Annotated in this window: 17 protein-coding genes; 6 read left to right on the forward strand and 11 right to left on the reverse strand. The window is 61.1% G+C overall.

Annotated features, from left to right (window positions below; all coding sequences use genetic code 11):
* Positions 1 to 9 precede the first annotated feature (9 nt).
* From AC0J1C_RS14660 to astE, 4 genes are all read left to right on the forward strand, one after another.
* Complete coding sequence (locus AC0J1C_RS14660) at positions 10 to 762, forward strand: ABC transporter substrate-binding protein (protein ID WP_473044512.1); 753 nt, start codon at positions 10 to 12, stop codon at positions 760 to 762.
* Between the two features lie 52 nt (positions 763 to 814).
* Positions 815 to 1,519 (forward strand): ABC transporter permease, encoded by a 705-nt coding sequence (locus AC0J1C_RS14665; protein WP_473044513.1) that lies wholly within the window; start codon positions 815 to 817, stop codon positions 1,517 to 1,519.
* Between the two features lie 15 nt (positions 1,520 to 1,534).
* A complete protein-coding gene (locus tag AC0J1C_RS14670; RefSeq protein WP_091990895.1) occupies positions 1,535 to 2,257 on the forward strand; it encodes an ABC transporter permease in 723 nt (240 codons plus the stop codon).
* 242 nt (positions 2,258 to 2,499) lie between these two features.
* Complete coding sequence (gene astE, locus AC0J1C_RS14675; RefSeq protein ID WP_473044514.1) at positions 2,500 to 3,555, forward strand: succinylglutamate desuccinylase; 1,056 nt, start codon at positions 2,500 to 2,502, stop codon at positions 3,553 to 3,555.
* Between the two features lie 17 nt (positions 3,556 to 3,572).
* Here astE and AC0J1C_RS14680 read toward each other — a convergent pair whose 3' ends face one another.
* Positions 3,573 to 6,599 (reverse strand): efflux RND transporter permease subunit, encoded by a 3,027-nt coding sequence (locus AC0J1C_RS14680; protein ID WP_473044515.1) that lies wholly within the window; start codon positions 6,597 to 6,599, stop codon positions 3,573 to 3,575.
* The gene (locus AC0J1C_RS14685) at positions 6,599 to 7,753 is read right to left on the reverse strand and encodes an efflux RND transporter periplasmic adaptor subunit (RefSeq protein WP_473044516.1); all 1,155 of its coding nucleotides are present in this window, start codon (positions 7,751 to 7,753) and stop codon (positions 6,599 to 6,601) included. Before AC0J1C_RS14685 ends, AC0J1C_RS14680 begins: the two co-directional genes overlap by 1 nt.
* A 166-nt stretch (positions 7,754 to 7,919) precedes the next feature.
* Between AC0J1C_RS14685 and AC0J1C_RS14690 the strand changes: the two genes are divergently transcribed.
* Positions 7,920 to 8,555, forward strand: a complete 636-nt coding sequence (locus tag AC0J1C_RS14690; RefSeq protein ID WP_473044517.1) for a TetR/AcrR family transcriptional regulator — start codon at positions 7,920 to 7,922, stop codon at positions 8,553 to 8,555.
* Between the two features lie 3 nt (positions 8,556 to 8,558).
* Here the strand turns inward: AC0J1C_RS14690 and astB are convergent, their stop codons facing one another.
* The 6 genes from astB to AC0J1C_RS14720 all read right to left on the reverse strand — a co-directional run bounded on the left by astB (position 8,559) and on the right by AC0J1C_RS14720 (position 16,280).
* A complete protein-coding gene (gene astB / locus AC0J1C_RS14695) occupies positions 8,559 to 9,899 on the reverse strand; it encodes an N-succinylarginine dihydrolase (protein WP_473044519.1) in 1,341 nt (446 codons plus the stop codon).
* A gap of 14 nt (positions 9,900 to 9,913) precedes the next feature.
* Positions 9,914 to 11,389 (reverse strand): succinylglutamate-semialdehyde dehydrogenase, encoded by a 1,476-nt coding sequence (gene astD / locus AC0J1C_RS14700; RefSeq protein WP_473044521.1) that lies wholly within the window; start codon positions 11,387 to 11,389, stop codon positions 9,914 to 9,916.
* Complete coding sequence (gene astA / locus AC0J1C_RS14705; RefSeq protein WP_473044522.1) at positions 11,377 to 12,480, reverse strand: arginine N-succinyltransferase; 1,104 nt, start codon at positions 12,478 to 12,480, stop codon at positions 11,377 to 11,379. Before astA ends, astD begins: the two co-directional genes overlap by 13 nt.
* Positions 12,477 to 13,496: an arginine N-succinyltransferase gene (locus AC0J1C_RS14710; protein WP_473044524.1), complete on the reverse strand. Its 1,020-nt coding sequence runs from the start codon at positions 13,494 to 13,496 to the stop codon at positions 12,477 to 12,479. Before AC0J1C_RS14710 ends, astA begins: the two co-directional genes overlap by 4 nt.
* Before the next feature lie 9 nt (positions 13,497 to 13,505).
* The gene (locus AC0J1C_RS14715) at positions 13,506 to 14,720 is read right to left on the reverse strand and encodes an aspartate aminotransferase family protein (RefSeq protein ID WP_473044526.1); all 1,215 of its coding nucleotides are present in this window, start codon (positions 14,718 to 14,720) and stop codon (positions 13,506 to 13,508) included.
* A gap of 99 nt (positions 14,721 to 14,819) precedes the next feature.
* Positions 14,820 to 16,280, reverse strand: coding sequence for an exonuclease domain-containing protein (locus AC0J1C_RS14720; RefSeq protein ID WP_473044527.1), 1,461 nt, complete (start codon positions 16,278 to 16,280; stop codon positions 14,820 to 14,822).
* 162 nt (positions 16,281 to 16,442) lie between these two features.
* On the opposite strand from AC0J1C_RS14720, the gene AC0J1C_RS14725 reads away from it, so the two are divergent.
* Positions 16,443 to 17,672, forward strand: coding sequence for a DcaP family trimeric outer membrane transporter (locus AC0J1C_RS14725; RefSeq protein WP_473044529.1), 1,230 nt, complete (start codon positions 16,443 to 16,445; stop codon positions 17,670 to 17,672).
* A gap of 64 nt (positions 17,673 to 17,736) precedes the next feature.
* Here AC0J1C_RS14725 and AC0J1C_RS14730 read toward each other — a convergent pair whose 3' ends face one another.
* The 3 genes from AC0J1C_RS14730 to aceE form a co-directional block, all read right to left on the reverse strand.
* Positions 17,737 to 19,002, reverse strand: coding sequence for an NADH:flavin oxidoreductase/NADH oxidase family protein (locus AC0J1C_RS14730; RefSeq protein WP_473044530.1), 1,266 nt, complete (start codon positions 19,000 to 19,002; stop codon positions 17,737 to 17,739).
* 273 nt (positions 19,003 to 19,275) lie between these two features.
* Entirely contained in the window at positions 19,276 to 20,958 is a 1,683-nt protein-coding gene (aceF, locus tag AC0J1C_RS14735; RefSeq protein WP_473044531.1) for a dihydrolipoyllysine-residue acetyltransferase, read from the reverse strand.
* A 10-nt stretch (positions 20,959 to 20,968) separates the two neighbouring features.
* Positions 20,969 to 23,632, reverse strand: a complete 2,664-nt coding sequence (aceE, locus tag AC0J1C_RS14740) for a pyruvate dehydrogenase (acetyl-transferring), homodimeric type (RefSeq protein WP_473044533.1) — start codon at positions 23,630 to 23,632, stop codon at positions 20,969 to 20,971.
* Positions 23,633 to 23,987 lie beyond the last annotated feature (355 nt).

The following is a 23,987-nucleotide window of genomic DNA, read 5'->3' on the forward strand; positions in this document are numbered from 1 at the left end:
AAGTGACACATGAAGAAACTGATTATTGCAGCAAGCTGTGCCCTCGCCCTGGTGACAGGCGCGACCCAGGCCCAGGAGCGCGATCTGCGCATCGCCTTCGACGTGCCTTACGAGCCGTTTGAATACAAGAATGAAAATGGCGAGCTGATCGGCTTCGAAGTGGAGCTGGCCGAAGCCATGTGTGAGGAAATGAACGCCAACTGCGAATTTGTCATCCAGGCGTGGGACGGCATGATCCCGGGCCTGCTGGCGCGCAAGTTTGATCTGATCATGTCCTCCATGTCGATCACCCCGGAGCGCGCCGAGCGGGTGCTGTTCTCCGAGCCGTACTACAACACCCCCGGCGGCTGGTTCGCCCGCGAGGGTTTCAGCACCGACGTCACCGACATGGACGCCATGAAGGGTAAGACTGTCGGCGTTCAGCGCGGCACCACCATGGATACCTACGTTACCGAGAACATGGGCGGCATCGTCACCATCAAGCGCTACACCACCGCCGATGACATGGTGCTGGATCTCGAAGGCGAACGTCTGGACGTGGTCTTTGTCGACTACCCAGTGGGTGAGCAGACCATCCTCACCAAGGAAGGCTTCAAGGAAGTGGGCGAGCCAGTCAAGCTGGGTGAAGGCGTTGGCGTTGCCATGCGCAAGCGCGACACCGAGCTGGCAGAAGAAGTGAATGCTGCCCTTGCCACGTTGAAGCAAGACGGCACCTACGACGCCATCATGAAGAAGTACTTCAATTACGACATCAAGATGTAAATCTGAGTCAGGGCGGCCCGGCGCGGGTCGCCCTCTCTGACCGGACGTTTCCATGCTCGATCTCAAAGGCTATGGCCCGGCCCTGCTGGACGGCGCGGTAGTCACCATTGAACTGGCTTTTCTCTCGCTTGCCCTGTCGGTCACCCTCGGGCTCGTCGGCGCTTCTGCCAAACTGTCCCAGAGCCGGGTCGCGAAGGGGATTGCAACCACTTACACCACCCTGATCCGGGGCGTTCCGGATCTGGTCATGATGCTGCTGTTCTATTACGGCGGCCAGGTGGCTGTGAACATGCTCTCGGATTACCTGTGGGCCACCTACGACATCGATTTCTTTTTCCAGTTCGATCCGTTCATCTCCGGTGTGGTTACCATCGGCCTGATTTTCGGCGCCTACATGACGGAAACCTTCCGGGGCGCCTTCCTGGCGGTGGAATCCGGACAGATCGAGGCGGCGCGGGCCTATGGCTTCACCCGCCTGCATACGTTCCGCCGCATCATGCTGCCCCAGATGCTGCGCCACGCCCTGCCGGGCCTGGGTAACAACTGGCAGGTTCTGCTGAAAACCACCGCTCTGGTTTCCATTATCGGCCTGACAGACATGGTGCGGGTGGCCGAGGAAGCGGCCAAGGCCGAGCGCATGCCGTTCCATTTCTTCATCCCGGTGGCGTTTGTTTACCTGGCCCTCACAGCCGGGTCTGAACTGTTTATCAAGTGGCTCGATAAGCGGGCCAACGTCGGCGTGGTTCAGGGAGGATAAGTTATGCCGGAATTCATCCCTGATTTTATCGTGCAGTGGCTGAACCAGAACGAAATTTTCACGGCCATGACCATCATGGAATACTGGAAGGGCCTGGTGAATACGGTTCAACTGGTTTTCCTGTCGCTGGTGATCGGGCTGTTGTTTGCCGTTCCGCTGGCGATCCTGCGGACGGTGAAGAATCCGCTGGTTTCGGGGCCGGTGTGGCTTTACACCTATCTGTTCCGCGGCACACCGCTGCTGATCCAGCTGTACATCATCTATTACGGCATTGCGCAGATTCCCGGTATCCAGGAGACCTTCTGGTGGGAGATTTTCCGGGAGCCGTTCTACCCTGCCCTGCTGGCCTTTGCCCTGAATACCTGCGCCTACACTACCGAGATTATCCGGGGCGCCATCGTGTCGACGCCCCACGGTGAAATTGAAGCGGCCAAGGCCTATGGCATGAACTGGGCGATGCGCATGCGGCGCATCATTCTGCCCAGCGCCGCACGGCGGGCGGTGCAGGCCTATTCCAATGAGGTGATCTTCATGCTGCACGCCAGCGCCATTGCCAGCGTGGTGACCATTGTGGATCTCACCGGGGCGGCCCGGAACATTTATTCGCGGTTCTATGCGCCGTTTGATGCGTTTATCTTCGTGGCGCTTTGCTACATGGCGCTCACCTTTATTCTGGTGTTCGCGTTCCGCAAGCTGGAAAACCACCTGTTGCGGCATCAGCGGCCGGTTACCAGCTGAGTCTGTAACGAGCCTTTTCCTTGTGCCCGGGCAGGCAGGGTATTGCCTCCCGGGAAACGCTACGAGCACCCGCACGCGGGTCCAGTCAGCAATCACAGATTGCTGCCGTTCGGCTGTCGCATGAAGCTTTGCTTCATAAACGCTCGGCCTCACCCATGTGCGCTTGACTGAAGCCATCCATGGCTTCAGACATTCCCGGGAGGCAATACCCTGCCCGCCCCCAGACCTGGTTCGGGGATTCTATGTCGGTAAAACAGGACCTTTTCGGAACGCACTCTGACTGGCTCTCACACACTCTCAACAACGCCGTAGCCGGACTTCCGGAAACCAAAACCTATCTCCCCGATGGCACCCTCATCATCCGCAAGGCCGTTGGTGTTCTGGACATCACGCCCCCCACTGGCCGAGCGAACCCGAACTCCGAGGCACTCATCGTCTCCGCCGGTGTTCATGGCAATGAAACTGCACCCATTGAGGTGTTGAACGGACTGGTTTCCGAGCTGATTGACGGAGCCTGGGCGCTGGCCTGCCCGGTTCTGCTGATCCTGGGCAATCCGCAGTCGATGGTGGCCGGGGAGCGCTTTCTGGAGGTGAATCTGAACCGGCTGTTCGATGGCGCCCACCGGCGCACCGAGTATGCAGGTCTTATGGAAGCGGCCCGTGCGGAGTGTCTTGAGGAAATTTGCCAACAGTTTGCCGGGGCCAATCGGCAGGCGTTGTACCACTACGATCTGCACACGGCGATTCGTCCGTCCCATCGGGAGCGGTTTGCGCTGTATCCGTTTGTTGAGGGGCGTACTGTGCCAGCCGACCAGTGCGATTTTCTGCTGGAGGCGGAGGTGGAAACTCTGCTGCTGCAGCACAAGGCGGGTACGACGTTTTCGTCGTTCTCGTCGTCGCAGCTGAATGCCGAGAGTTTTACCGTGGAGCTGGGTAAGGTGCGGCCATTCGGCCAGAACGATCTGCAGCGATTTTCAGGCATTCGGGATGCACTTCGCCGACGGTTGCGGGGGCAGGCGGCGCCCTCGCCTCAGCCCCCGTTCGATCAGTTGACGGTGTTCAAGGTGGTGCATGAGATTCTGAACACCGGCAGGAACTTCCGTTTCCACGTGCCCGACGATGTCGCCAATTTTACCGAATACGCACCCGGCACGGTGATCTGGGAGGATGACGCTACCGAGTACCGGATCGGTGATTCACCGGAGGCCATTGTGTTTCCCAATCCGCAGGTGCCCGTCGGCCACAGGGTTGGCTTGATGATCCGGGCAAGCACAGGGTCAGATGACACCGTCATCTGACCCCGGGATTCGAGCGCTCAGGCCGGAGCGTTCTCCGGCTCAGGGACGCTCACTTTAATGAGGCGGGTGCAGACCGCCGGAATCACCAGCAGGGTCAGTACGGTGGACGCCAGCAGGCCGGAGATGATGGCCCAGGCCATGGGCGGCCAGAGGGTGGAGCTGGAGAAGGCCAGCGGCAGCAGCCCGGCCACGGTGGTGGCGGTCGTCAGCAGAATCGGCCGGGTGCGCTGTTCCACGGCCGCGCGCACTGCCTCCCGGATGTCCTTGCCGCCCTCCAGTTCCCGATCCATGACATCCAGCAGTACGATGGCGTTGTTCACCACAATACCCACCAGGGCAATCACGCCCAGCAGCGACTGGAACCCGAACGGCGACCCCGACAGCACCAGGCCCGGGAAGATACCCACCGTCGCCAGCGGCACGGTCAGCAGGATAATGCCCACCCGCCGGAACGAGTTGAACTGAAGCAGCAGGAAGAACAGCAGCAACAGCATGCCGATGGGTGCAGCAGTTAGCAGCGCCGAGTTGGCGTCGCCGGAGCCTTCGGCGTCACCGCCCATGGCCAGGCGGGTGCCCGGCGGCAGGGGGTTTTCCTCAAGACCCGCGTACAGGCCGTCCAGGGCCTGGCTGAAGCTGTAGCCGGTTTCCAGGTTGGCGGTCACCGTATTCATCCGAACGCCATCGCGCAGGTAACGGGCCGCCGGCTCCCAGCTGGTGTCCACGGTGGCCACCGCCGAGAGCGGTACGGCATCGCCGCGGTCGTTGTAGATGTTGACCGACAACAGGCGGGACAGTGACAGGGACGTACCTTCCCGGGATCGGAGCACCAGCGGGATGGGGTCGTCCTCCTGCCGGTAGCGCTCGGCGACCACCCCAAAGCTCTGGCCGTAGAGGCTCTGGGCAACGTCTGCCCGGGTCAGGCCGTAGCGGGCGGCGGTGGCATCGTCCACGTTGATGGCGATACTGGGCACTCCGATGTCCAGGTCGTGGCGCACGTCCACGGTACCCTCGACATCCCGCAGTATGCGGTAAATCTGTTCCACCGCCGCAACGCGGGTGTCATCGCTTGCGTGGTAAACGCGAACTTCCACCGGTGCTGCCCTGGGTGGTCCCTGGCCGAGTATGCCAACGGTCACGTCCAGCTCGGGCATTTCGTCCTTCACATGGGCCCGGATCCAGCGAATCATGCCGGTGGTGTCTTCCAGTGTCGGGGTGGTGACCACCAGCCGCGCCCTGTTCGGAGCCTGGGGCGCGCGCTGGAGGTTGTAATAGAACGACGGCCCGGTGAAGCCAACGAACCGGTGCACCTCAAGTGCATCCGGCTGTGAGCGGATCATTCTCTCCAGCTGTTCCGCCGCCTCGGCGGTACGCGCCTGGTCCGTGCCCTCCGGCAGGTACACTTCCACGATGACCCGGGGTCGGTCGGCGTTGGGGAAAAACTGCTGGGCCATGAAGGGCGTCATGGCCAGGCTGACGATTACCAGTAAGGCACCGGCAGCTATCAGGCGGCCAGGGTATTGGGACACCAGTCGCCCTAGAAACCTGGCCAGCCCGAGCAGCCAGTCGCTGCCGGCCTTTCGGCGCGGTTTCAGGAATCGGGCAGCGAGCAGAGGTACGGCGGAGATCGCCAGAAGGTAACTGACGGAGAGGGTCAGCATGATCATCACCGGCACGCCCCGGGTGAAGTCAGCCGCCCCGCCCTTGGCCAGCAGCAGGGGAGCGAAGGCTGCCAGCGTGGTACCGGTGGAGGCGCCAAGCGGTCCGGCCAGCTCTCCCACTGCCTTTTTCAGGGCATCCAGGCGCCGCACGCCTTCGTCAAGATGGCCCTGTATGTTCTCGACTATCACGATGGCGTTATCGATCAGGATGCCCAGGGAGATGACCATGCCGATCACGGCAATCTGGTGCAGTACGCCGCCACCCAGGTCGTACAGTCCCACGCTGATCAGCGCCACCATGGGCAGGATCGAGGCCACCAGCAGGCCCATGCGAATGCCCATGCCCGTGAACACCACGGCCACGATAATCAGCACCGACAACACCAGGCTCCAGGCCAGGTTGTCCAGGCGCTCCTCGACCTTGTCCGGCTGGAAGAACATTTCCCGGATCTCGTAGGGGGCAAAGTCCGGGCGGATCTGCGCCATGCGCTCCCGTACCCGTTGCCCGAACCGGATGGCATCGGTATTGCCCTCTTCCATGATGATCGACACCAGCACCACCCGCTCACCGTTGTACCAGGTTTCCGGTTGGCGCGGTTCCGCCGGGCCACGCCAGACCTCGGCCGCTGCAGCCAGCGGCACCTGGGAGCCATCGGGCAGCTCGATGGGCGTGGCGCGAATGGCGTCAATGTCGGCGAACTCACTGTTCGGCAGCACAGACAGGCGGCGGCCATCCACCACCACAAAGCCCCCGGGAATGGTCTGGTTGCGGCGGGCCAGGGTGTCGAGCACCCGGGCCGGAGAAATGCCCAGCCGGTACAGGGCGGCATCGTCCAGGGCCAGGGTGATCTGCTCGTCGGCGTCGCCCTCCAACTCAATGCGGGAGACCCCTGGCAAATCCGAGAGATTCTGCTTCAGCCGTTCAGCCACATTGGACAGCTCGGTCACCGAGGGTGAGCCACCCACGGCCAGAACAATGGCTGGAATATCGATCAGGCGGTCATCAAGCGCCATCTGCCCGACGTCGTCAGGGAAGTCCTGCCGGGCCCTCTCCATGGCCTGGCGCACGCGGTCCCAGGCTGGATCGGTATCGTAGATGTCGTCGTTCAGGCGCAGCCGCACCAGCGCCACGCCGGTCCGGGCCGTGGACTGGGTGAAGTCCACCTCTTCCACCTGCCGGAGCTCGTCCACCAGGGGGCGCAACACCAGTCTTTCCACTGCATCGGCGCTGGCACCGGGGTAATTGACGCTGATCAGGCCGGCCCGGTAGGGAAAGGACGGGTCCTCCTGGCGTGGCATGGTGCTGTACGCGGCCACCCCGAGGATGCAGAGCATGGTCACCACCATGCCCAGAAGGCGCTGGCAGTTCAGCAGCCGGCGGGTCATCAGCGCACCTCCACGGCATCACCGTCCGCGAGACGCGTCATACCGGCATAGACCACCTGATCCCCCGGGCTCAGCTCGCCGGAGCGAATCACCACCCGCTCGCCAACCACCCGGTCCACCTCAACAGCCACCCGCCGGGCCTGATTATCACGCACCCGGTAGACACTGACGCCATCGGCATGGCGCACCACCGACAACAGCGGTACCGTGAGGCCCGACGGCCGCACCGGGGTTATGCCCACCTCAACGGGCTCGCCGGGCTCCAGGGTATTAACCGGCAGGCTCACCAGAACCGGATGCAGCTCCCCTCGAACTGCGCCGGCCTGGGCAATCTCAACCACGGAGCCGGTCTGGGGCGGCTGGCTGCGGTCCTGCACCGACCAGACCGGCAGGGTTTGCTCCAGGCTGACATGGTCCAGCAGATAGGCCGGCACCCTTACCTCCACTTCACGACCCTCGGGTGAGGACAGCCGCATCACCGGCTGGCCAGCTGCCACGAATTCGTCTCGCTCCACCAGCAGGGCTTCCACCCGGCCGGAAAATGGCGCCCGCAGGCTGCTCTCCTCGAGCAATCGGGTCGCCTCGGCCAGCGCCGCCTTGGCGGTGGCCACGCTGGCCTCCAGTGCATCCCGACGGGCCGCCAGTTGCTCAAGGCCCTGCTCAGAAACCACCCCACGCTCGTGCAAACGACTGGAACGCTCCCACTCACGCTCCGCCTGGCGGTACTGGGTGCGGAGTTCTTCAAGACGGGCCAGTGCCGAGTCCCGGGCAGGTTCAAGGGCCGGATTGTAAACCCGCGCCAGCACCTCGCCAGCCTGGACCTTCTGCCCCAGCTCAACCGCGCGTTCCCGGAGGGTACCGCTGACCTGGAACGTCAGGGTTGCCCTCTGGGTGGCACGCACAATTCCCGAGAAACGCAGGGGCAGGTCACGGTTCTCTCCAACGGTAGCCCCACCGGTAACCTCGGCTACACGTACCGCAACCGCAGGCTCCTGGGCCTCGGACGACACGTCGCTGGCCTTGCAGCCGGCCAACAGGAGCGGGATGACCGCAAGGGCAAGAACAAGAGCTTTGAGTCCGGGCCGGAGGCCGGGATCCTGGCGAGAGGAGAGCGGAGGGACTTGCGTTGAGAGATCGGTAGAGAGAGGCGTCATGATTGGTCCTTCCATCCGTGTTCGGGAGATTGGCCGGGGACCTGTCCATAGCAAACCCGGCGACCTTTCTCGACATAATGTCACTCTTTGACATTTTGTCAATAATCGGGTTTGATTCAACTTCAGGTATCATGACCAGGCCGATGCCACCTAACCGGATGATGGAATGAGTGAACCGCTGAAAACCCGCCGGGAGCGGGAGAAACAGGCACGCTACGACACAATTCTCGACGCTGCCGAACTGGTCTTTGCGGAAAAAGGCTACGAACGCACGTCCATGGATGACATCGCCCGCACGGCCAGCCTCAGCCGCGCGCTGCTCTATGTGTACTTCAAAGACAAAGCCGCCATCCAGAGAGGCATCATGCTTCGCGCCGGGCACAGCCTTTTCCGGCGGTTTGAGGAAGCCCGACAGACCGCCGATACCGGCCTGGCGCAGATTCGGGCCATGGGTGAGTCGTACTATCGCTTCTATCTGGAAGAGCCGGACTATTTCTCAGCGCTTACCAAGGCTTCCACAGCCATGGCCGAGGCCGATGAGAGCCAGGCCGAAGAAATGCTCTGCTCCAAATCCGATCTGATGGCGCTGATGGTGGGGGCGATTGAACTGGGGCTGGATGACGGCACCATGAACCGGCAGCGCATCTCTGATCCGGTACAGACGGCACTCTATCTGCGAGGTGCCCTGCACGGCGTGATCCTGCTGTGCCAGGCGGAGATGGGCGAAGGCAACCCGCAGTTTCCCGGCGATCAGCTGATCCGCCACACCATGGATATGCTGACCTCGTCCATCACCGCCTGAGACCTACAACTGGAAGTCGTAGATCGAACCCAGTCCCATGATGCCGGTCAGCTCGTCCAGTGCCTTGCGCACCTCGTCCAGGAGCATGGGGTCGGCCAGGTCCTCCTGGCTGAGCTGGTCCCGGTAGTGGGCCTCGACCCAGAGGGTCAGGCGATCGTAAAGCTCGTCGGTGAGAATCACGCCCCGGTTGATGGCACCGAGTTCATCGTCATTGAGCACCACCCGTAGCCGGAGACAGGCCGGTCCGCCGCCGTTGCGCATGGATTGCTTGACGTCGAACACCTCTACCGAGGTAATGGGCCCACCCGACTTCACCAATTCATCCAGGTAACGGCTGACAGACGCCACCTCCCGGCATTCCCCGGGCACGGCCAGCAGCATGCCGTCCGGCGTGTTCAGCAACTGACTGTTGAACAGGTACGACGCCACCGCATCCTCAATTGGAACGTCGGCGCTGGTGACCCGGATGGCTTCCAGCTCGGCGCCGGTCAGCCGCTCACGGATATCCGCCAGCACCCGCTCCTCATCCAGAAACGCCATCTCGTGGAAGAACAGGGTGTTGCCGTTACCCACGGCTATTACGTCGTTGTGGAAAACACCCGCATCAATGGCGGCGGGGTTCTGCTGGGCAAACACCGCGTGCTGGTCCCTCAGGCCATGGAGCCGCGCCACCGCCTGTGAGGCCTCGAGGGTTTGCCTGGCGGGGTACTTTTCCGGCGCGGGCGCCTGCTCGTTGAAGGCGATCTGCCCGTACACGAACAGCTCGACGCCGGGCTCACCGTAACCGGCGCACAAGCGGGTGTGGTTGGCAGCGCCCTCGTCGCCAAAATGGCTGACCGACGGCAGTGCCGGATGATGGGCAAACCGGGTCTCATCAGCAAAAATCGACTTGAGCGCCCGACCGGTCACCGCGTGCTCAATGGAGCGGTGGAACTTGGCACTCAGATTTGCCGGGGTGAAATGCACCCGATGGTCCGAGGTGTCGGCACTGGGCGATACCGTGGCCGCGTTGGCGGTCCACATGGGCGACGCCGACGACACCGCTGCCAGTATGGACGGACAGGATTTGGCCGCCTGTTCCAGCACCCGGGCGTCCGGCCCCTGGAAACCCAGGGCCCTCAGGGTAGTAATGTGAGGCCGCTCATGGGGCGGCAGAACACCCTGCACATAACCCCGGTCCGCCAGTCGCTTCATCTTCGCGAGCCCCTGCAGGGCGGCTTCCCGGGGATTGGAAACAGCATGAACGTTGGACTTCGAGGCCACGTTCCCCCAGGACAGCCCGGCGTAGTTGTGGGTTGGCCCCACCAGGCCGTCGAAATTGGCTTCTACCGCGTGTTTTGCCATGGCAGTCGGTTCCGTCAGTCAAAGTTCAGGCCGGGCGCGAGACTCTCCGGCAACTCGCTCTTGCCGGCCTCCAGGGAAGCCATGGGCCAGGCACAGTAGTCGGCGGCGTAGTAGGCGCTGGGGCGGTGATTGCCGCTCGCACCCACGCCACCGAAGGGCGCCGCACTGCTGGCCCCTGTCAATGGCCGGTTCCAGTTCACAATACCGGCGCGTACCTCTTCCACCAGCCGGTCGTAAAGCTTGCGATCGTCGGTCAGGATACCGGCTGAAAGCCCATAGCGTGTGTTGTTGGCCAGTTCCAGGGCGTCGTCGAAGCTCTTGTAGCGATAGACCGTGAGCAGCGGCCCGAAGAACTCTTCGTCCACTGTCTCGACCCCCGTGGCATCAATAATGCCCGGGGACAGCAGGCCGGTATCCGGCTTCAACTGCTTCATCTCGAGCAGCGACTGACCACCCTTTTCAAGCAGGCTCGATTGGGCCGCCAGAAGCTTTTGCGCCGCTTCCGGCGAAATCACCGACCCCATGAACGGCTGGGGATCGGCATCAAACTCGCCCACCTGGATCCGGGAAGACACTTCCACCAGTCGATCCAGGAAGGCATCGCCCTTCTTGCCCTTGGGCACCAGCAGGCGTCTGGCACAGGTGCAGCGCTGGCCGGCCGACAGGAACGCCGACTGCAGGGCGTGATGGACGGCACCATCAATGTCAGCAACATCCTGCACGATCAGCGGGTTGTTACCGCCCATTTCCAGCGCCAGAATTTTCTCGGGCTGACCGCCAAACTGCTGGTGAAGCAGATGGCCCACGGTGGAACTGCCGGTAAAGAAAAGACCGTCAATCGAGGGATGACTGGCCAGGGATTTACCGGTTGCCGAGGCGCCCTGCACCAGGTTGATAACACCGTCCGGAATGCCGGCTTTTTCCCACAGGCGCACCGTCATCTCGGCAACGCCGGGCGTCAGCTCGCTGGGTTTGAAGACCACGGTGTTGCCGGCCAGCAGGGCCGGCACAATGTGGCCGTTGGGCAGGTGGCCGGGAAAGTTGTACGGGCCGAACACGGCCACTACACCATGGGGCCGGTGCCGCAACACCGCGTGACCGCCCGCCACATCAGATTCGGATGTACCGGTACGGTCGTTGTAGGCCTTCACGGAAATACCGATCTTGCCAATCATGGCGGCCACTTCGGTGCGGGATTCCCAGAGCGGTTTGCCGGTTTCCAGCCCAATCTGGTGGGCCAGTTCCTCCTTGTGGGTTTCCAGCAGTTGACCGAAGGCCTCCACCACTGCCTGGCGTTCTGCGAAACTCTTGCGCTGCCACTTCAGAAAGGCGTTGCGGGCCTCACGAACCGCCGCGTCGACATCCTCCAGGTTGGCGCTTTCGCCGTCCCAGAGGATGTCACCAGTGACAGGCTGGACCGATTCGAATACCGGGCCGTGGCCCTGAAGCCAGAGCCCATCAATAAACAGTTCGCCGGTCAGTTTTGCCATTTCGATCCACCTCCCTGAAAAGAGCCTTTATGGATGTGTTTGGGCAGCGGCCCTGAATCTTTCAAGGGTGCAAGCCGCACCGGATCGCCCGACTCTATCTGCAGCGCTTCGGCCACCTCCGGCGGCAGACTCACGGTATCCGGGCCGATGCACTCCAGCGGGATGGTGGTCACCCGGAAATCCCGGAAGGAGCGGTTCGAAACCATGGCCCGCTCACCGGCCGGCACGTCCAGATTCACCGGTTTGCGGGTGATCATCGCATGACGATTCACGGCCTCCCGCACGGTGCGAATGTTGTCAATAAACGCCTCCACGACAGGGCCACCGTCGAAAATGTCCACCATCCCGTTAAAGTTGAAACCCTCTGCCTGAAGCATCTTCAGCGCCGGCGCGGTGTTCTCGTGTACGCGCCCGATGACTGCACGGGCCGATTCCGGCAGCATCGGCAGGTAGATGGGGTATTTCGGCATCAGCTCGGCGATGAAGGATTTGTTGCCGAGGCCGGAGAGCATGTCGGCCTCGGTAAACTCCATATCGAAAAACTTGCTGCCCAGTGCATCCCACAGCGGGCTTCGCCCCCCGGCATCGGAAACACCGCGCATCTCGGCGAATATCTTCTCCGAGAAGTGCTTGCGGAACTCATCCAGATACATGAATCGGCACCGGGACAGCAGCAAACCGCTGCCGCCGCCCTTGTAACCGTCGGACAGCAGGAGGGAGCAGATCTCGGTGTTGTCCGTCATGTCGTTCGACAGGTGCAGGGTGGGCGTTCGCACGTGCACGCCCAGCTCCCGGGAGGCGTTCACGGTGACGCTCAGGCGGTAGTTGTAGAAGACTTCCTCAAGACCCACCCGAGCCTGTATGCCGCTGATGCCCACGGTCTTTTTCCGCTCTGTGTCTTCCAGCGCAAAAAGATAGAGGCCCGCTTCCGGAGCACAGCGCTGGCTGAACGTGTCCCGGGCGTGATTGATTTTTTTCTGCAGCAGGTCCCGGTCTGCCGGTAGCGTGGTCAGGCCCTTGCCGGCGTTCTGTGCCATGGCGTACAGATCGTCCAGGTCGTTCTCCTGCAGCGGGCGAATAAGCAGCGTCATAACGGTGCGATCCTTACCCGGTCTCCCGAGGTTCGCTCCAGCCGCTTCCAGGTGCTTACGGGCACCTTCACGGCATCATCCAGGGTTTCCGACAGGTTGCTCAACGTGCATCGGAACGCCTCCCCTTCACCACCGGCGATAAGGCAGATTTCTCCCGAGTCGTCGTTGGCACCGTGCAGCTCGGCCTGATGGCTGGTTACCAGGGTTCTCAGGCTGTCGGTGCGCGCCTCCAGCACCGGACCGGCATCGAAGATGTCCAGGTAGCAACCGGCCTGGAAGCCCTCGCGTTGAAGCAGCTCGAAATTGCCCACCGTCACCGGGTGCGGCTGGCCCATGGCGGCCTGGGCGTCCTCACTGAGCAGGGTGACGTAGATCGGATTGGGCGGCATCAGTTCGGCAATGAAGGTCTTGCTCAGCTGCCCCGAATACTGATCGGCGGTTTCGAAATCCATGTCGAAAAAGTGCCGGCCCAGACTATCCCAGAATGGCACGCTGCCATCGTCGCTCTGTACGCCCTGAATCTCCACCGCCACCCGATGGGTAAACCAGTCCCGATGTTCGGCAATAAACAGGATCCGGGCCCGGGACAGCAACTCAAAAGCATCGCTGCCGCGCAGCTCCGGTCGAATGGAGAAGGAACACAGCAGGGTGGTGTCGGTCAGCGAATGGGACGGGTACAGCACCTCAACCCGACGTGAAACCCCGAGCTCATGGGAGGCATGAATCAGGGCATCACGGCGGTAGTTGTAGAAAGGCTGACCGTTACCGGCGCGGGCGTCGATACCGGCAGTGCCGGCAATCTCGCCGCTCTCGGTGTTTTCCAGCACAAACAGGAACCGGGGCGGGTCGTCGTCGATACCGATGCGCCCGGCAAACGACGCCTGGGAGTGCTCGATCTTGTAGGCCAGGGCGTCGCCCTGCCGGGGCAGAGTGGAGGAGAGGCGGGCGCCCTGGGCACCCGCAATGTCGAGAATCCGGTCCAGATCATCCGGCTTTGCCGGACGCACCAGCCACATAGGAACTCCTTAGGCTGTGAGTTTCTTTACCGCTGCTTCAAACCGCTGCAGAGCTTCTTCCAGATCCGACTCGGGAATGATCAGCGATGGCGCCAGACGGATCACATTGGCACCGGCCACCAGCACCATCACGCCCTCCTCGAGGCCGGCGTTCAGGAAGTCCTTGGCCTTGCCCTGCCACTGCTCGGTAAGCACGCAACCGAGCAGCAGGCCACCGCCGCGAACTTCGCTGAACACACCGTAGCGTTCGCCGATGTCCATCATGCCTTTGCGCAGCTTGTCAGACCTGGCCTTGACGCCCTTGAGAATCTCCGGCTGGCTCACGATTTCCACTACCCGTTGGGCAACGGCGCAGGCCAGGGCGTTACCGCCATAGGTACTGCCGTGGGTGCCCACCCCCAGGCTGGCCGCCACCTTGGCCGTGGTCAGCATGGCCGCCACCGGGAAGCCGCCACCCAGTCCCTTGGCGCTGGAGAGAATGTCCGGCTCCACGCCGTACATCTGGTAGGCATAGAGGTGGCCGGTCCGACCCACGCCGGACTGCACCTCATCGAACACCAGCAGCGCGTTGTTGTCGTCGCAGAGCTGGCGCAGCCGCTCGAGGAACGCAGGGTCAGCGGGCATGACACCGCCCTCACCCTGGATCGGCTCGACCACCACCGCGCAGGTCTTTTCTTTGGAGATCAGCTTTTTCACCGATTCCAGATCGTTGAACGTGGCGTGGTGAATACCGCCCGGTGCCGGCTCGAAGCCTTCCAGGTACTTGGGCTGGCCACCCACGCTCACGGTAAACAGGGTGCGGCCGTGAAACGAGTTGGTAAAGGAGATGATTTCATTTTTCTCCGGGCCGTAGTGCTCCCAGGCGTAGCGACGGGCCAGCTTGAAGGCGGCCTCGTTGGCCTCGGCACCGGAGTTGGCAAAGAACACGCGCTCGGCAAAAGTCAGATCACACAGGGTTTTGGCGAGGCGCAGGGCCGGCTCGTTGGTCATCACGTTGGACAGGTGCCAGATCTTTTCGGCCTGATCCTGCAAGGCGCCCACCAGTCCCGGATGGGAATGGCCAAGACAGGTCACCGCGATGCCACCCTGCAGATCGATAAACTCGCGCCCTTCCTGATCCCAGATACGGGAGCCCTCGCCTCTGACCGGAATGATCGCCCCGGGGGCATAGTTGGGCACCATGACTTCATCAAACAGGGAGCGGCTGACGGGTTCTCTATTCATAGATCTCTCTCGGCGAAGCGGCTAAACGTATAAACATAGACGAGTGACCGCACCGGACAAGTAAGTAGGTGTGCGGACCACACCTTCATGATACGCCACTCAGGGCATTAGCACATCCGGTTGCCCGATGGCGGGCAGCTCGATGATCTGGTGCCGCCTGTCGCCCGCCTTTTTCCGGTCCATCAGGGCCGCCATCAGCAGCTTGTAGGAGTCCAGGTCGAAGGTCACTGCCTGGCCGCTCAGGGAGAAGTCCTGCAGCTCCTGCTCATCGTGCAGGGTGGACACGTGCACCCAGTTGTACACCACCAGGATGTCGGTGCGCCCGGACTCACGGTTGTGCTCAACAATGCCCACGGGCCCGCTCCAGGGCCAGGTTTTCAGTCGCAGGCTGTGGAAGGCAATCTGCACCCGAAGGTTGTATCGCTCCACATCCTCAAGCCCTTCGCAGGCGCCCTTGCAGCGCCCGAGGGTGCGCTGGAAACAGGGCCCTTCGCGCTCCGGCTCCAGCCCCAGCAGTTTGTTGCACAGGTCGTTCTTCGCGGTGATGCCACTCAGGGCCCGCTCGGCGTCACGTTTGCTACGGAACAGCCCGAAGTAATCGCCCAGCCGCTGCGGTTCGATTTCCCGCACCAGCCGGGCCTGGAGATAGCCGGTGCCGTTCCTGGACAGCTCGATACTCACCAGATTCTTGGCGGCCCGCGAGCGGCGGTTGAACAAAGGCTTGAGCTGCTTGATCTGCTTGAGCTCCAGCAGCAACGCCCCGAGCTCGCCAGCGGTTTCTGTCCACTCTACCCGTCTCAGGCTCTCGGACATTCGAACACCCCGGGCGCTGTTGTGGTCGCCGGAAAAATGCGACGCGACCCGTTGGGCAATGTTGGTACTCTTGCCCACATAGATAAGCACGTCATTTTCGCCATAGAACCGATACACCCCCGGCCTCCTGGGCAGATCGTCGAGGATATCCGGCGGCAGGTTGGAGGGAACGCTGGGGCGTTGTAGCAACATTTTCAGCGCGGCCTCGAACGGCTCATCACCCTTCTCCGCCCTCGCCTTTTCGAAAAACGCCAGCATTGCCGACACGTCCCCCATGGCCCGGTGCCGCTGGACCTGGGCCAGGCCGTGGCGGGCAATCAGCGCGTCCATGTTGTGGCGGCGAAACTCCGGATAAAGCCGACGGGAAAGCTTTACCGTGCACAGAACACGGGCCGAAAACGGCCGCGCCAGCCGCCGGAATTCCGCCTTGATAAAGCCATAATCAAATCGCGCATTGTGAGCGACGAAGATCTTGTCCTTCAGTTGCGCCGCGAGCTCATCGGCCACTTCTTCAAACAAGGGTGCATCCGCCACCATCTCATTGGAAATACCGGTAAAGCTCTCTATGAAAGGCGAGATACGTGTTTGCGGATTGAGCAGCGTCTGCCATTCCCCCACTACCTTACCGTCGCGCCAGAATCGTATACCGATCTCGGTAATCCGGTCTCGGGCAGAATTGCCCCCGGTGGTTTCGATATCAAGGAAGGCAAAGGTCGCCGATCGCAATACAGTACTTTCGGATGTCATGGAATAGAACTACGCCGAATTGGATATCGCAGATGTCTGACTATGAACGAAAAGCAGTTATAGACATTCGTCTAATCCGTCAATGAATTTATTTGAATTGTCACGAATTCGTAACTACCTTGTTTTTGGGTCCAACAACAAAAATGTGTGGAGACAACAACGATGCAAAGCAACAAACTGAGATTGGCAATTCGTGCGACGGCAGCTGCGGCAGTATTCGGGGTGGCTGGCCAGGCTGGCGCGGTAAGCTTCGAAACCGGCGGCTGGAACACCGATATTTATGGCTATGCCCGTTTGAATGCAAGCTACGACATTGATGAGAATGCTGCCCTCTCAACGCGCTCCGGCTCCTATGATGCAATCAACACTGGCGCCGCCGAAAACAACGAAGTCACTGGTCACTTTGGCGCGGACGCGTTCCAAAGCAGGATCGGTATCCGTACCCAGAGCGAAGAAGGCGTCAAGTTCAACATTGAAGGCGACTTCCGTGGAGGCGGTGGCGGTACTCTTCGTCTTCGCCACGCTTATGGCAGTTACAACGGCATTCTCGCCGGCCAAACATGGTCAAACTTTACGAGTTTCGTAGGTAACACTTCCACGCTTGACTTCGACTCTCTGCCGGGTAATGCCGGACTTCAGAGCAGAAGCCCACAACTCCGTTACACTTCAGGTCCACTGTCTGTTTCACTCGAGGACTCAAACAGCTCTATCATCGGAGCTAGCGTAGTGACTGAGCCAGGCGTAGTGGTCGGGACCGATTCAGACGGGGATCCGATTTACGCAGGACGTTCCACTGCAAGCACTCAGAAAGATGGCTTACCTGCAGTGACAGCGCGCCTCGAGGATTCAGCTGGAGGATTGTCCTACTCAGCAGCCGTTCTTGCTCATCAAATTGGTTATGACAACGGCACAAACGACGAAAGCTCTTTCGGTTTCGCCACATTTGTAGCCGCAAAAATGGCTGTAAGCGACATGATTACTGTGCAAGGCACCGTGTCCTACAGCGATGGTGCAAATAGCTACCTCTATCGCTCCGGCGAGAACTTTGGTGCTGAGAGTGCATACGTAGACCCAGCCACTGGTGATGTAGAGACTATCTCCGGCTACGGCGGTAGCGTTGGCGCTGGAATCAACTTGGGTGGCGGTCGTAGCATCAACATCGGCTACGGTGTTGTGATGGTAGACTGGGATGACGCAGAGAGAGATCTCGCGGCATCTGCGGGCATTGCCAGCAAGAGTGAAACGAACTCTGCCATCATGGCTAACTACCAGTGGACGCCGGTCAAAAACGTGATGATGGGGGTTGAATACCAGCTTCTGCAGCGTGAGGATCAAGACGGCGACGACGGCGATGCTAACCGCCTGCTGTTCGCAGCACAGTACAACTTCTAAACCTCCCGTTAGAAGTAAGCTGAATCAGCAGAAACCCCGGCTCCGGCCGGGGTTTTTGTTTGGGCTATTCACCGGCCCGAAGTCGCGTTCGCACACCTCGCGTGGTCATCACCCCCAATACCTCCACCAGAGACCATAAACCGCGGTCATGCTGTCTGGGCATCTTGCCCTTGCCCATGCGCCCGAGCTGGCGCGTGTACCAGCTCACCTCCATCAGCGCCATGTTATCAATGGCCCGGATCCCGGTTCTGATCGGCCGTACCCGACTGGTCACCTGCTCCCCCGCCAGCACCCGATCGGGCAGGTCCGGCTCCACAGCCAACGGCCGTGCCAGCCCCACCAGATCGGTGGCCCCCGACTCGACCGCCTCTGCCATACCCTGGCTGGTCCGGAAACCGCCGGTCACCATCAACGGCACCGACACCCGCTGGCGCACTTTTTCGGCAAACTCCAGAAAATAGGCTTCCCGCGCCAGAGTGCTCTGCTTGACCGCCACATTCACCCGCCCCTTCTCGGCGCCTTTGGCCATGGCCGGGTTCTCGTAATTGCCCCCGGAGATCTCTACCAGATCAATCCCCTCAGCATTCAGCGCCTCAATGACCGCGAGCGACTCCTCCTCGGTAAAGCCGCCCCGCTGAAAGTCCGCCGAATTTAACTTGATGCCCACACCGAACCCCGGTCGGGTCACCTCGCGAATCGCCCGGTACACCGCCAGCACAAACCGCATCCGCTTTTCGGGCGAACCGCCCCAGTCGTCCGTTCTCTGATTGTGGTGCGGCGACAGAAACTGGCTGACCAGATAACCATGGGCACCGTGAATCTGCACCCCATCAAACCCCGCGTTCTCCGCAATGGCCGCGGCCCGGGCAAAGCGCTGAACAATGTCCTCAATCTCCGGCCCGGTCAGCGCCCGCGGCGTGGCAAACATACTCCGCAACTCCTTCCTGAACGGAATCGCACTGGGTGACACCGGGTCCCTGTTCAACATCTTCGGGCTCTGCTTGCCCGGATGGTTCAGCTGCATCCAGATCTGCTTGCCACCCGTTTTACCGGCCTCGGCCCAGGCCTTCAGCAGCGCCAGATCCCGCTCATCCTCCAGCACCACATTCTGCGGCTCGCCAATGTGCCGGCGATCCACCATCACATTCCCGGTAATCGAGAGCCCGGTGCCACCCTCGGCCCAGGTCCGGTACAGCGTGACCAGCTCCGGGGTAACCCGGTTATCAATGGTGCCCAGGGTTTCGCTCATGGCGGACTTGGCAAAGCGATTGGGAATGACCGCTCCGTTTTGCAGCTTCAGCGGCTGGGAAAGCACGTCGGCGGGCTTCATGTCAGGCCTCTCTGGTTGTTTTACGTCAGAGAGATAGTGGACAGGACTGCGATCGAGACCATTGGCCGGTTTGACGGAGTGGGCCAGGCTTTTAAGGGGAGAGTAATTCACGAAGGTTGAACGAGAGAGGCGGGGCACACGATTCAGGACTGTAGAGGGCCATGGATGGCCCGAAACAAGCGCACAGGGATGTGCTTGTAGCGTGTCCTGAATCGTGTGCCCCGCCTCTCGCCGCCCCCAACACTCAAAGGCTGGGAGCGGATTTCACGGCCATCAGAGCAAAAGGGTACGGATATCCCCCAGAAGCTGGCTGAGCAACGCGGTGAATCGTGCCGCATCGGCACCGTTCACTGCCCGGTGATCGTAGGACAGCGACAGCGGCAACATCAGCCGAGGCTGAAACGCCTTGCCATCCCACACCGGCTTCATGGCCGCCTTGGACACCCCGAGAATCGCCACCTCCGGCGTATTCACGATGGGCGTAAACGCCGTACCGCCAATGCCGCCAAGGCTGGTGATGGTAAAGCAGGCGCCCTGCATCTCCGCAGGCTTGAGCTGCTTGTCCCGGGCCTTCTGGGCCAGCTCGGCGCTTTCTGCCGCCAGCTCCCACAGACCTTTCTTGTCCACATTGCGGATCACCGGCACCATCAGCCCGTGGGGCGTATCCACCGCGATACCGATGTGAATGTACTTCTTGCGGACCACCTCCTTGCGCTCCATGTCCAAGGACACATTGAACTGGGGCAGTTCCGCCAGCGCCGTGGCGCAGGCCTTCAGGAGGAACGGCAACGGCGTCATCTTCACGCCCTTCTTCTCGCCAGCGGCCTTCTGGGCTTTGCGGAAGTCCTCCATATCGGTGATGTCGGCATCGTCAAACTGGGTCACGTGGGGCACGTTCAGCCAGCTACGCTGCATGTTGGTGGCCGTGGCCGCCATCATGCGCGACATGGACTCCCGCTCAACATCGCCAAACTGGCTGAAGTCCGGCAGCTTGACCCCCGGGATACCGGAGCCGGTACCAACGCTGCCACCCTGCTGGGCCTGCTGCAGTTGGCTCTTCACATAGGCCTGGACATCGTCTTTGACAATCCGGTTCTTGGGTCCAGAGCCCTTGATGCGTGTCAGGTCCGCACCCAGTTCCCGGGCCAGCTTGCGCACGGCCGGGCCAGCGTGCACCTTGGCACCCGGCGAGGGCGGTTCATAGGTGGAACCCTGGGGCTGGGGCGCAGACTCCTGTGCCTTGGGCTTTTCTTCGGGCTCAGCCTTGGCTTTCGAAGCCGATTCCGCCTTGCCGGAAGACTCCTCCGCCGGCTCTTCCTCTCCCTCACCGCCTTCTTCAACGGTCATTTCCAGCAGATCGTCGCCCTCGGAAAGCTTGTCACCCTCCTTGACCAGGATCTTGCCGACCTTGCCAGAGTAGGGAGAAGGGATCTCCATGGTGGCCTTGTCGGATTCCACGGTAACCAGCGGGTCGTCCTCGGAAATGGAATCGCCTTCGGACACGTTGATCTCAATGACCGGAACGTTCTCGAAGCCGTCCAGGGCAGGCACTTTCACCGTTTCCTTGCGAGAGCCCCCAGACGACTTCTTCGGCGCCGGCTTGCTCTTCTCGGCGCTGTCTGCGGATGTTTCCTTCGGCTTTTCCTCGGTCTTCTCCTCGGCTTTTGCCTCGGATTCCGACTCTGCCTCATCGCTTCCGGAATCGCCCGAGCCTCCTTCGGAGGGCTCCATCATGCCGACGACATCGCCTTCCTTGACCTTGTCACCCACTTTCACAGTGATCTTGGTGATCTTGCCGGCGCCCGGAGCGGGCAGTTCCACGGAGGCCTTGTCGGACTCCACCGTCAGAATCGGATCCTCTTCCTCGACCGTGTCACCAGCGCTGACGCTGATCTCGATAATCTCGACCTCGTCCGCACCGCCGAGATCCGGAACCTTGATTTCCTGTTCACTCATGGCGGTCTCCTTAGCTCAGCACCGGGTTCGTTTTGTTGCGATCGATTCCGTACTTGCGCATGGCTTCGAGAACCACTTCCTTCTTCACTTCACCATCCTGGGCCAGGGCTGAAAGCGCCGTCACCGTTACGTAGTAGCGGTCCACCTCGAAGAAGCTGCGCAGCTTCTCGCGGGTGTCACTGCGGCCGAAGCCGTCAGTGCCCAGGGTGAGATAGGTCTTGGGAATGAACGCCCGCAGCTGTTCGGAGTGCAGCTTGATGTAGTCGGTGGACGACACCACCGGACCGGACTGCTTCTCCAGGCACTGGGTGACGTAAGCCTTCTTGGGCTTGTCATCCGGGTGCAGGCGGTTCCAGCGGTCGATGTGCTGGCCTTCGCGGGCCAGTTCATTGAAGCTGGTGACGCTCCATACATCTGAGGCTACGTCCCAGTCGTCCTTCAGCATCTGGGCGGCGGCACGCACCTCGTTGAGGATGGCGCCAGCGCCGAGCAGCTGAACCCGGGGCGTTTTCTTGCGGCCCTTGGTTTCCACCGACTCGAACAGGTACATGCCCTTGATGATGCCCTCTTCGCAGCCTTTCGGCATGGCCGGTTGCTCGTAGTTCTCGTTCTCAATGGTCAGGTAATAGAAAACGTTCCGGTTGTCCTCGAACATTTCCTTCATACCCTGGCGCAGTACCACCGCCATCTCGTAGCCGTAGGCCGGGTCGTAGGCCTTGCAGTTGGGAATGGTGTTCGCCAGCACATGGCTGTGACCGTCCTGGTGCTGCAGACCTTCACCGTTCAGAGTGGTCCGGCCGGCGGTACCGCCGATCAGGAACCCGCGGGCCTGGATGTCACCGGAAGCCCAGGCCAGGTCGCCCACACGCTGGAAACCGAACATGGAATAGAAGATGTAGAACGGAATCAGCGGGAAGTTGTTGGTGCTGTAGGAGGTCGCTGCCGCCATCCAGGCCGCCATCGAGCCATCCTCGTTGATGCCTTCCTCGAGAATCTGACCCTTCTTGTCCTCGCGGTAGTACATGATCTGGTCACGGTCTTCGGGCACGTACTTCTGGCCTTCCGCCGTGTAAATACCCAGCTGACGGAACATGCCTTCCATACCGAAGGTCCGGGCCTCGTCCGGCACAATCGGCACCACACGCTTGCCGATGCGCTTGTCCTTGGTCAGTGCCGTGAGAATCCGCACGAACGCCATGGTGGTGGAGATTTTCCGGTCACCCGAGCCATCCAGCACTGCCTTGAAGATATCCAGTTCCGGAATCTGCAACGGCTGGCAGTCCTTGCGGCGCTTCGGATAGAAGCCGCCCAGCTCCTGCCGGCGCTTCTTCATATAGACGATTTCCGGGCTGTCCGGGGCCGGCCGGTAATACGGCACGTCCTTCAGCTCGTCGTCCTTCAGCGGCACGGCAAAACGGTCGCGGAACGACTTCAGCTGCTCGATGTCCAGCTTCTTCAGGGAGTGCGCGGTGTTCTGCGCCTCGCCGGCCTCACCGAAACCATAGCCCTTGATGGTATGGGCCAGGATCACGGTCGGGCGTCCGCCGTTGTTGTGCACGGCGTGGTGGTAGGCCGCGTAGATCTTGTAGGGATCGTGGCCGCCACGGTTGAGCTTGTTGATCTCCTCATCAGAGAGACTTTCAACCAGCTTGGCCAGCTCCGGGTTGCGGCCGAAGAAATGCTTCCGGGTGTAGGCGGGCCCGTTACTCTTGAAGTTCTGGAGCTCGCCGTCGCAGACCTCGTCCATGGCCCGCTGCATCACGCCTTCCTTGTCCTTTTCGAACAGCGGGTCCCAATGACGACCCCAGACCACTTTCAGCACGTTCCAGCCAGCGCCACGGAACACGCCTTCCAGCTCCTGCATGATCTTGCCGTTGCCGCGAACCGGGCCATCCAGCCGCTGCAGGTTGCAGTTGACCACAAAGATGAGGTTGCTGAGGTTTTCACGGCCGGCCATGGAGATGGAGCCCAGGGTTTCCGGCTCGTCACATTCACCGTCGCCCACAAAGCACCATACCTTGCGGTCGCCCATATCGATGAGCTCACGGTTGTGCAGGTACTTCATCACATGGGCCTGATAGATGGCCTGAATCGGCCCCAGGCCCATGGAAACTGTCGGGAACTGCCAGTAGTCCGGCATCAGCCAGGGGTGCGGGTAGGAAGACAGGCCTGTGCCATCGACTTCCTCGCGGTACTTGTCCAGGTCCTTTTCATCGAACCGTCCCTCAAGGAAAGAACGGGCATAGATACCCGGGGAGGAGTGCCCCTGGAAATACACCAGATCGGATTCGCGCTCGTTGTCGCCACCGTGGAAGAAATAGTTGAACCCAACGTCGTAGAGGGTTGCTGCCGAGGAGAAGGAGGATACATGGCCGCCCAGGTCGCCCGGACGCTGGTTGGCGCGCATGACCATGGCCATCGCATTCCAGCGGATCAGTGAGCGGATCCGCCGCTCCATGAACAGGTCGCCGGGCATGGGCGCCTGCTGGGATACGGGAATGCTGTTCCGGAATGGCGTGGTAATGGAATAAGGTAGCTCGGTACCATCGCGGCTGGCCCGCTCGGAAAGCCTCTCGAGAATGTATTTGGCCCGGTCTACGCCTTCGTTCTCGATCAGAGATTCCAGCGCGTCCAGCCATTCACTGGTTTCAATGGGATCATCGTCCTGGTACATCAAACCCTCCCCTTGGCATCAAAAGGTGCAGCGCGGCCACGATCAGCAGCCGGCGCGATGCGGTGTCAATGAGCTGCGATTACATGCAGTGTGTTGTTATGGGTATATCCGCCTGACAGGTGTACCGGTGCTCAGTACACAGAACCTGTAGTAAGCATAGAACAGCTTTCACACTTTTCATGCCGGATCGCCCCGGTTTTCGGGCTTTTGACCCTGGTCGACCAGCATCGAGACAGACGTGAACAGATCTGTTATCCCAATCCGTAGTATTTTTACTACATTTCGCCTATCAAATTCAATTGAAGCCCGCCCGTGAGTCCATTTAGGGGCCGCTTCTTGCGGTTAGTTACGGAAG

It is taken from the genome of Marinobacter sp. E2, assembly GCF_055755345.1.

What these genes read in the sequence shown, in the direction of transcription:
- AC0J1C_RS14660 (WP_473044512.1), top strand. Translation starts at nt 10, where the DNA reads ATGAAGAAACTGATTATTGCAGCAAGCTGTGCCCTCGCCCTGGTGACA.
- AC0J1C_RS14665 (WP_473044513.1), top strand. Translation starts at nt 815, where the DNA reads ATGCTCGATCTCAAAGGCTATGGCCCGGCCCTGCTGGACGGCGCGGTA.
- astE (WP_473044514.1), top strand. Translation starts at nt 2,500, where the DNA reads ATGTCGGTAAAACAGGACCTTTTCGGAACGCACTCTGACTGGCTCTCA.
- AC0J1C_RS14680 (WP_473044515.1), bottom strand. Translation starts at nt 6,599, where the DNA reads ATGACCCGCCGGCTGCTGAACTGCCAGCGCCTTCTGGGCATGGTGGTG.
- AC0J1C_RS14685 (WP_473044516.1), bottom strand. Translation starts at nt 7,753, where the DNA reads ATGACGCCTCTCTCTACCGATCTCTCAACGCAAGTCCCTCCGCTCTCC.
- AC0J1C_RS14690 (WP_473044517.1), top strand. Translation starts at nt 7,920, where the DNA reads ATGAGTGAACCGCTGAAAACCCGCCGGGAGCGGGAGAAACAGGCACGC.
- astB (WP_473044519.1), bottom strand. Translation starts at nt 9,899, where the DNA reads ATGGCAAAACACGCGGTAGAAGCCAATTTCGACGGCCTGGTGGGGCCA.
- astD (WP_473044521.1), bottom strand. Translation starts at nt 11,389, where the DNA reads ATGGCAAAACTGACCGGCGAACTGTTTATTGATGGGCTCTGGCTTCAG.
- astA (WP_473044522.1), bottom strand. Translation starts at nt 12,480, where the DNA reads ATGACGCTGCTTATTCGCCCGCTGCAGGAGAACGACCTGGACGATCTG.
- AC0J1C_RS14710 (WP_473044524.1), bottom strand. Translation starts at nt 13,496, where the DNA reads ATGTGGCTGGTGCGTCCGGCAAAGCCGGATGATCTGGACCGGATTCTC.
- AC0J1C_RS14715 (WP_473044526.1), bottom strand. Translation starts at nt 14,720, where the DNA reads ATGAATAGAGAACCCGTCAGCCGCTCCCTGTTTGATGAAGTCATGGTG.
- AC0J1C_RS14720 (WP_473044527.1), bottom strand. Translation starts at nt 16,280, where the DNA reads ATGACATCCGAAAGTACTGTATTGCGATCGGCGACCTTTGCCTTCCTT.
- AC0J1C_RS14725 (WP_473044529.1), top strand. Translation starts at nt 16,443, where the DNA reads ATGCAAAGCAACAAACTGAGATTGGCAATTCGTGCGACGGCAGCTGCG.
- AC0J1C_RS14730 (WP_473044530.1), bottom strand. Translation starts at nt 19,002, where the DNA reads ATGAAGCCCGCCGACGTGCTTTCCCAGCCGCTGAAGCTGCAAAACGGA.
- aceF (WP_473044531.1), bottom strand. Translation starts at nt 20,958, where the DNA reads ATGAGTGAACAGGAAATCAAGGTTCCGGATCTCGGCGGTGCGGACGAG.
- aceE (WP_473044533.1), bottom strand. Translation starts at nt 23,632, where the DNA reads ATGTACCAGGACGATGATCCCATTGAAACCAGTGAATGGCTGGACGCG.